The following is an 8371-nucleotide window of genomic DNA, read 5'->3' as shown; positions in this document are numbered from 1 at the left end:
TTATCTGATGCCTTAGTGTTAAATACACTGGAGGATCGCAAGGGTTATGGGAAAATTCGTCGCTGGGGTTCCTTCGGTTTTGCGATAACTGCCGCTCTTGGTGGATTAATTTTTACTTATTTAGATTTAGCGTGGTTTGGGTTTGTTGAAGGGGTTATTCTGATAGTGAGTATATTGTGGGCAAGATTATTGCCAAACCCGAGAAAGGCTGTGCAAGCGGGCTCATCTTTACCCGCTATTCCTACATCGTTTCTAAACGTGTTGGGAACTCCCAGTTTGATGATTTTTTTTTATGGTCACATTTTTATTTATGGCACCGTATAATGCCTATACTGTTTTTTTTGGTTGGCATTTGCAAGAATTAGGAGCTAGTCGTTGGTGGATCGGATTTGGGTGGACGATTGCAGCCTTAAGTGAAATGATCGTGTTTAGTATGGGTACTATGTGGCTGAAAAGGTTTAATCCTCAACAACTCATTGTTTTGGCAGGAGTTATCTTCACTTTTCGTTGGATAGGGTATAGCCAAATCCAAGATTATAGGGTCATTCTTATGTTGCAATTTACTCAGTGTCTTAGTTTTGCACTTTTTTATCTGGCTGGTGTTGAGTATTTAAACTCGCTTCTGCCAGCGTATGTTCAAGGAAGTGCCCAGTCAGCTTTTAATGCTGTCAGTTTCGGAATCAGTGCAATTGTCGGTACAATTGGCGCGGGGTGGCTGATTCGAGTGGGTGAGGTACAATTGATGTATAGAGTATCGGCATTATTGACAGTGATAGGTATTATTTTAGTGCTGCTATTATTAAAAAGTGATAAAATACTTAACACATGATTGCGTTGGGGCATTAGTGTTATTAGCAAGGAGTGAAGAAATGAGGACAATAATCAAAAGGTTAAATTACCTAGTTCAAACAGTTCCCTTAAGAGTCAAAGAGTTTTCGGAACAGGAATTATCATCACAATTAGTAGGGAAATGGTCGAAAAGGGAGATATTGGGACATTTGTGTGATTCGGCCACCAACAATCATCATAGATTTACTAAAATCCAATTTGAAAGTCAACCGTTTGTAGTAAGTCCTTATAGCCAAAACAATTGGGTATTAATTCAAGACTATCAAAGTATACCCTCCGATGAGATTGTTAACCTCTGGGCAACTCTCAATAGACATATTGTGAGAGTTATTTCGAAGACTCCCGAGGAGAAATTATTGTACATCTGTGATATAGGCGATAACAAATATATTACTCTTTACGATCTAATTCAAGATTACTTGAGACATATGGATCATCACCTAAGGCAAATCTTTGGTTCATCTGACCTTTAAGTAATTTCTGTAAACCCATAGGAAGACGCTGAGCGAACTTCATTACTGAGAATCCTGCTATTATGAGGTAGGAACTAATGCTTCCAGAATTCAAAGAGTCAAGATTAGAATAAGAGCTCTCTAAAAATCAAATACTCTAAAAGTGGTCTGAATTTAGGTAAACTCTGTAAAAGACTCAAATTAAAGTAATAGGAGAAAGTTTATGAGGTTATTCGTTGGGGTTGATCTACCTGCTGAGATCAAACAAACTCTTCTTGAATTTCAATCTAAACTAAGACAATTAGGTGTTAATGGATCTTGGAAATCAGTAGACAATCTTCATATAACCTTAGAATTTCTTGGAGAGTTAGAAACCGATAAGATTTCGGCACTTACAAAAACTATCACGAAAGTTGCTAACAACTACAAACCATTCGGGTTAACAATGGGTGGGCTTGGGGCATTTCCATCTCTTAAACGGTCTCATACATTATGGACTGCGGTAAGTGGAGATTTACCGAAACTTAATCAGCTAAAAGAAACCCTTCATTATGAACTGAAAAACAAGGCCTTTAAATTAGAAGAACGACAGTTTAAGCCTCATATAACCCTAGCCTCTCGACCAAAAATCGATAATATTAATCTTTCCTTTGTTCAAGCAAAGAAGCTAGGTGAGTTCATGGTTGAAGAGCTTGTTTTATTTGAAAGCAGGGTTATTGATGGTAAAAGAGTCTACATAGATTTATTCAGTGCCGCCCTAGATTAAGGAGCTGTGTCATAAGTTAATGTGACTTATGACACAGCTCCTTTTGAGTTTGTATCTAAGGTACGAGGAGGTGTAATAGTTGTCTCTTAAAATCTAAGGCAACACTAGAAAGTAACAGTTCATCAGGATCACGTGGATGAGGGAAAGGGATTTCGAACTCATGGATAATTCGTGTGGGTCGTTGACTTAGAACAATTACTTTATCAGAGAGAAGAATAGCCTCATCAATATCGTGGGTAATCAATAAGACGGTATGTCGTGTCCGATTCCAAATACTCAATAGCCAACGATATGAGTGGGAGTAGGGAGAAGCCATAGGGGAACTTGGGCGGACGTAATCAGTGAGAATTCTATTGACAGTAACGCGAAAGAAGAGTATTCTAATATCAAATGAGATATGTTCTCAGTTGTGTTTTGGACTAATGGTGAGAATGATTCTCGTTTCTGAATGGGGGGATAACGATGGAACGCTATTTAGGAGACTTAAAAACAGGTGAATGGGCACGTGTTGAACGTATTGACGGCGGAGGGGCCTTACGTCGCCGGATGATGGATATGGGTATTGTTCCGGGAGTCGAATTAGAAGTCGTTCGTCATGCTCCTTTTGGTGGTCCACTTCAGGTTCGTCTAAAAGGATACTATTTAGCCATGCGCAGAGGAGAATGTGCAAAAATTATTGTGACGGAAAAAGATCCCCAATATACCGACCATTTGTTAGCAAGTCGATAAATGGCTCGACCCATGGGACTCTAGGTAGAACGTGACTAGGCCGCTTTGACATTTATATTATTCACAAAAAGAGGGGAGGCGGCAAGAGATGAAAATAGCACTAATCGGGAACCCTAATGTAGGCAAAAGTACAATATTTAATGCTTTAACGGGTTCAAACCAACAGGTCGGAAATTGGGCAGGTAAGACGGTTGAACGAAAATCAGGTGTGCTGCAAAGAGCTAACCAAACTATTGAACTAATTGATCTACCAGGAACTTACAGCTTGACCGCATACTCTCAAGAAGAGATTATTACAAGGGAATATATTCTTCGCGAAAGACCAGATGTCGTTATGGCAATGGTCGATGCTTCAAACATAGAACGAAACCTCTATTTAGTACTTCAAATTCTTGAGTTAGTACCTCGCATAGTGATCGGTTTAAACATGATGGATTTAGCTCATTCTGCTGGAATCTCGATTGAGTCTTCAAAGCTTGCTTCGGCCTTGAAAGTTCCAGTGGTCGAGATTGTTGCTGCCAAAGGAAAAGGGATTGAAGAGTTTTTATCGGAAGCCATTAGAGTTGGAAGCATGGCCTCTGATCCTTTACCGGTTGAGGTCAGTTATCCAGCAGATCTTGAACAGAAGATTCAGGCCATGGAATTGCTCTTAGTAGATACTCCTTGGGTTACAACCTACCCATTGCGCTGGTTAGCGATTAAATGTCTTGAGAGAGATCCTGAAATTGGGCAAAAATGGTCGATAAGTTCGACAAAGTTGCCGGTAAATAAGACGGTGAATTCATGCTGTAATAACGGTGATCCCGTTAGTTACGAGCTACAAGAAGTTGCTGAACTTCCAGGGGAATCGTTACTTGCGAAATATGAGGAAGATGGGTGGACTCAGGACCATTTTGAGATGGCTATAGCGGATGCTAAATACCGATATATCTCATCAATTCTCCCCCAGTTTAGAAAGCATGAGAATCCAAACAAACCCACCTTGACGGATAGACTAGATAGTTGGATTCTTTCTCCATTTTGGGGTTATCCAATTATGCTGGTCATATTAGCCTTAGTTTTTTGGATGTCCTTTATTGCTAGTGCGCCTTTAGGGGGGGCTGTTTCTCTTGGTATGGCATGGGTGGCCGATATCGTTGTTGGTTTGCTACAATGGGGGCAGGCTCCTGAATTTGTCCAGAGTTTAGTAAGAGACGGGATCTTTGCTGGTGTGGGTGCCGTTTTAGCCTTTGTTCCTCAAATAGCCATATTCTTTGCCTTTTTTCATTTATGCAGGATAGCGGTTATTTAGCGAGGGCTGCCTTTTTAGGAGATCGCTTTATGCAACTCATGGGATTGCATGGAAAATCGTTTTTTTCCTTAATATCTAGTTTTGGGTGTAATGTACCGGGAATTATGGCAACGCGAACCTTAGAAGATCCCAAGGATCGCTTGATTACCATCCTGATTAATCCTTTAATTCCTTGTGTACCTCGCTTGGGGGTCATGAGTGCAGTTGTAGCTGCGTTTTTTCCAGGTTCTCGAGGTGCCCTAATTATGATCAGTCTTTTACTGATAAGTATGCTTCTTGTGATGTTCTCCGCACTTTTTTTAAGACGAGTGGTCAAACAAACAGAGCGATCAGCCTTTGTCATGGAGCTACCACTTTATCATATTCCCACATGGCGCAATGTCCTATTGCCAACCTGGCAAAAAACTTACTCTTTTTTAAAAAGAGCCTGGACATTTATTTTGGTGGCTTCGATTGTGGTCTGGGTCCTAAGCTCTTATCCACAGGGGGTTCCAATGAACGCGACTTGGGCTGGTAAAATGGGGGGGATGTTGGCTTTTATTGGCCAACCGTTAGGATTTGACTGGCGAATCATGGTAGCCATCGTTTTTGGTTTTACGGCGAAAGAAACGACTTTATCAACCTTAGGGATTTTGTATGGTGTCGCTGCCGATGCTTCCCAATCTATAGCACAAGCAATGACGGGGGCTATGACTCCTTTAGGTGCCTATACATTTCTGGTAGTTTATATGCTCTATATCCCTTGTTTGGCATCTGTCGTAACAACGTATAAAGAATCAGGAAATAATTTAGGTTGGACAAGCTTTGGTGTAGCCTACAGCTTGACCCTTAGTTTTGTAGTGGGTTGGATTGTATTTCACGGAGGTCTAGCTCTTGGATTTCAATAATCCTAATCAACCCCAGGGGGTATGAATATGCTTACAAGTATTTTGGAAATACTGGCACGTAAGGAATCATTATCATTGGCCCAGTTAGCAACGGAAGTTGGCTGTTCAATAAGAGACGTTGAAGGGTTCTTAAACCAATTGGAACACATGGGTTATATTCGACGTGAATTATTGGGGCAAACCTGTAGCCTAAGCTGTGATTTAGATAAAGGTTGCAACCATTGTGAAGGATGTGGGTTTAAACCTATGGATACGTTCACTTTCTGGGTTCTTACAAAGCGTGGGGAACAAGTTGTAAGTTCTAAGGTGAAGTAATAGTTTATTAACTTAATAGTTAATGATATAATGCAGAATAATACGACAATTATATTATTAATCTTATGAAAACTGAAGGGAGATCTGTTCTGCATGACGAAGCCCCGTGAAGCAAAATATCAGGCCATTCTAGATGCAGCCACGGAGGCTTTTGCCGAATATGGCTATTATTCATGTCAAGTTTCTAAAATTGCTAAACTAGCGGGAGTTGCTGATGGTACAATCTATTTATACTTTAAGAATAAGGAAGATATTCTAGTAAGTCTTTTTTCGGATCGGATGGGTCAATTTATTGAAGAGATTCGCCAGGCAATTGTGCATTGTAAGACAACTCAGGAGCGGATATTATGCATAATACGGACTCACTTAAAATGCATGCAAGAAAATCGCGCTCTTGCGATGGTCACTCAGATAGAGATTCGTCAGTCCGATCCAAAGATTAGGGAAGCAATTTCTGGACCTTTAAGAGGATATTTTCAGCTAATTGAAGAGGTTCTCACTCAAGGGGTTGAAAAAGAGGAAATTATGTTAACGGATATTAAGATTGGCCGACAAATGTTCTTTGGTACTTTGGATGCTACCATCAGCGATTGGGTAACTTCTAAGAAACCTCGTTCCTTAGAAGGGGTAGATGACATTGTTTTTGGTTTAATGTGCGGTGCCTTTAAAATTAGCATCTAGCGTATCGATGTAAGAACCTTAGCAAAGCTTTATAATCGGGTTAAACGAAAGGCCATCCCCACTTATGAAGTGGGGATGGCTCTTTTGAATTTAGAGATAGTTTCCAGACTATCGGGCGGCAAGACGCTCAGCTTTTGCTGTCGGTCGACTTTTCATGAAAAGAGCGATAATTCCAGCCACTATAGGGAGAATAAAGAGCACAGAAACTGCAGTAGTTAACCCATAAAGATCTCCAAGTCGGCCAATAAAGATTACCATTAGCCCTCCGATTCCCCCCGCAAACCCCATGGTTAACCCGGCTGCTAAAGATTTATTATTCGGAATTGCTTCCTGCGCAGCAACCACTGTCACGGAAAAACTTGACAACAAGGAAGCCCCAGCTAAGGCAAGAAAAACTATGCTAAGAATGCCTTTTGTGTAAAGGAAACCATAGAAGAGAGGGGTAGTAAGAATGAGTGAACTGACAATTAAGGGTTTTCGTCCATAGTGATCTGAAATTAGACCACCCATAATCCCCCCCAGTGCACCAGAAAATAACATAATAAAAACTAAATGACTAGAGGTGATGCTGGAAAGATTTTGGGCCTGAAAGTATAGCGGGAGGATGGTTAATAATCCAGTATAAGCTAGGGAACGTATCGCTATGACACTGGTAATTGCAAGTAATTCTAAGCGTGCAGATTTTAAAGAGTGTAACACCTCAGATAAATTAGGGGCTTTTCCACCACTAAGGACGTTATTTTTAGGTGCCAAGAAATAGAGCAAAAGAGCAACGAAAATGCCGGGGAAAACAGTATAAATAGTAGCGTGAAGCCCAAAGGCTTGAAATAATGGGACTAGCAAGAGTGGACTGAGAGCGAAACCAGTATTTCCAAAAGCGATAAACGTTGAAAGGAGAACTGCCTTACGATCCCCACTTACAACCGTAATCATGGTCGATGCTTGAGGATGAAAGGCAGCGGTTCCTAGACCAGCCAACCCAGCCAAGAGAACAAGCAGGGAATAGCTCTGGACTAGACCCGTTAAACTGAGCATTATGGCCATCCACAGGGTACCGACATGAACGAGCCAGCGTTTACCTTGCCTGTCTAAGAAATAACCGAAGACGGGTTGAATGAATGATGAGCTAATTGTAAACGCTGAGACTAATATGGCAGCCCGAGTCGTTGAGAGGGCCGTAGCGGCAACCAAAAAGGGGAGCATTTGGGGTAAATAATTACTATACATATCATTGAGTAAGTGAGCGAAGGATAGTACACCGATCGTCGAATAGTTTATGGTTTTTTTCGAGTCCATCAAAAGCCCCTCCTTTTCCAAGAATGATTATTCGAATATTAAGCTATAGTGTGTGAGAAAATAGTTGAAATTGGCGTGTCGCTGTCGGATGTCCTCAGCATAATCATGGAGCGCAACTTGCCCTTCGGGAGTAATGCAATACCATTTGCGTGGAGGACCGATATCCTGGGTTTCCCAATGCGACTTCACCCAATACTTTTTCTCCATCTCCTGAAGGGACCTGTAAACACTCGGACTATCGGTTAAGCAATAGGGTAATTCTGTCTGTAAGCTTGAGAGAATCTGAGCACCATAGGCTGGTGAGGACTTTTGCAAAAAGAGAAGAATAAAGGCATTAGTATGACGGCTATGTTTCGAACAATTCAAGTTCAACCCTCCTATACACTGTAAGATACATCATACTGTCATATACAGCATACTGTTAGTTACAGTATAGTGGGGTTTGAACAATTGGTCAACTAATAATCCTAGACAAAAGGCCATTGTTCGCGTAGTATTTAAGAAAATGTCTATACTATACCAAAAATAATAACCATGGATAGGGAGATTAACGATGGATTTTGCAGGTAAAGATAAAGCAACCTATGTACAAGATACGTTCAATGCTATTGCGGGTCATTATGATTTCATGAATAGCCTGATGAGTTTCGGAATGGATAAACGATGGCGACGTTTGGCAGTCCAGAGAGTAGGCGCAAAACCTGGTATGCATATTCTGGATGTTTGTTGTGGTACAGGTCAACTTTCTATGGAATTGGGAAACGCCGTTGCTCAAGAAGGAAATGTTATAGGATTGGATTTTTCGCAAAAAATGCTCGATGTAGCAAAACGTTCCTTAGAGCAATCCCTGCACAAAAATAGGGTTACATTTATTCAAGGAAATGCAATGGAACTTCCTTTTACGGATAATATGTTTGATGGGATTACAGTAGGTTGGGGATTACGAAATTTACCTGATTTACGTCAGGGTATAAAGGAAATGGTTCGTACAGTTAAGCCAGGAGGAAACGTTGTATCGTTAGATATGGCGAAACCGACTTTCCCCGGATTTAAACAAGCGTATTGGTTATATTTTGAAAAACTTGTGCCTTTAATGGGCAAAATT

Annotated in this window: 12 protein-coding genes; 10 read left to right on the top strand and 2 right to left on the bottom strand. The window is 40.9% G+C overall.

The window, feature by feature from the left end; translation table 11 throughout:
* From UF75_RS23625 to UF75_RS23590, 9 genes are all read left to right on the top strand, one after another.
* On the top strand, positions 1-324 hold a 324-nt coding region (locus UF75_RS23625; protein ID WP_197079521.1), incomplete at its 5' end, for an MFS transporter.
* A complete protein-coding gene (locus tag UF75_RS23620; protein WP_207642500.1) occupies positions 311-829 on the top strand; it encodes an MFS transporter in 519 nt (172 codons plus the stop codon). The genes UF75_RS23625 and UF75_RS23620, both read left to right, overlap by 14 nt.
* Positions 830-869: 40 nt before the next feature.
* Complete coding sequence (locus UF75_RS23615; RefSeq protein WP_045576974.1) at positions 870-1322, top strand: DinB family protein; 453 nt, start codon at positions 870-872, stop codon at positions 1320-1322.
* A gap of 202 nt (positions 1323-1524) precedes the next feature.
* Positions 1525-2067 (top strand): RNA 2',3'-cyclic phosphodiesterase, encoded by a 543-nt coding sequence (thpR, locus tag UF75_RS23610; protein WP_045576973.1) that lies wholly within the window; start codon positions 1525-1527, stop codon positions 2065-2067.
* 462 nt (positions 2068-2529) lie between these two features.
* Complete coding sequence (locus tag UF75_RS23605; RefSeq protein WP_052693569.1) at positions 2530-2796, top strand: FeoA family protein; 267 nt, start codon at positions 2530-2532, stop codon at positions 2794-2796.
* An 88-nt stretch (positions 2797-2884) separates the two neighbouring features.
* The gene (locus UF75_RS30525) at positions 2885-4087 is read left to right on the top strand and encodes a ferrous iron transporter B (protein ID WP_242860407.1); all 1203 of its coding nucleotides are present in this window, start codon (positions 2885-2887) and stop codon (positions 4085-4087) included.
* Positions 4066-4974: a ferrous iron transporter B gene (locus tag UF75_RS30520; RefSeq protein ID WP_242860406.1), complete on the top strand. Its 909-nt coding sequence runs from the start codon at positions 4066-4068 to the stop codon at positions 4972-4974. The genes UF75_RS30525 and UF75_RS30520 overlap by 22 nt, the downstream gene beginning before the upstream one ends.
* A gap of 27 nt (positions 4975-5001) precedes the next feature.
* On the top strand, positions 5002-5289 hold the full coding sequence (locus tag UF75_RS23595; protein WP_045576971.1) for a FeoC-like transcriptional regulator: 288 nt from the start codon (positions 5002-5004) through the stop codon (positions 5287-5289).
* Positions 5290-5382: 93 nt separating this feature from the next.
* The gene (locus UF75_RS23590) at positions 5383-5970 is read left to right on the top strand and encodes a TetR/AcrR family transcriptional regulator (RefSeq protein WP_045576970.1); all 588 of its coding nucleotides are present in this window, start codon (positions 5383-5385) and stop codon (positions 5968-5970) included.
* 108 nt (positions 5971-6078) lie between these two features.
* Here UF75_RS23590 and UF75_RS23585 read toward each other — a convergent pair whose 3' ends face one another.
* Together UF75_RS23585 and UF75_RS23580 are read right to left on the bottom strand one after the other, a co-directional pair.
* A complete protein-coding gene (locus tag UF75_RS23585) occupies positions 6079-7266 on the bottom strand; it encodes an MFS transporter (RefSeq protein ID WP_045576969.1) in 1188 nt (395 codons plus the stop codon).
* 27 nt (positions 7267-7293) lie between these two features.
* Complete coding sequence (locus UF75_RS23580) at positions 7294-7632, bottom strand: PadR family transcriptional regulator (protein ID WP_045576968.1); 339 nt, start codon at positions 7630-7632, stop codon at positions 7294-7296.
* Positions 7633-7819: 187 nt separating this feature from the next.
* Here UF75_RS23580 and UF75_RS23575 point away from each other — a divergent pair.
* Positions 7820-8371: ubiquinone/menaquinone biosynthesis methyltransferase (locus tag UF75_RS23575; RefSeq protein ID WP_045576967.1), on the top strand; the 552-nt coding region annotated here is incomplete at its 3' end.

The organism is Desulfosporosinus sp. I2, assembly GCF_000960765.1.
Taxonomy (GTDB): Bacteria; Bacillota; Desulfitobacteriia; order Desulfitobacteriales; family Desulfitobacteriaceae; genus Desulfosporosinus.
The sequence above is the reverse complement of the archived record's forward strand: the minus strand, read 5'-3'. Positions and strand labels throughout refer to the sequence as shown.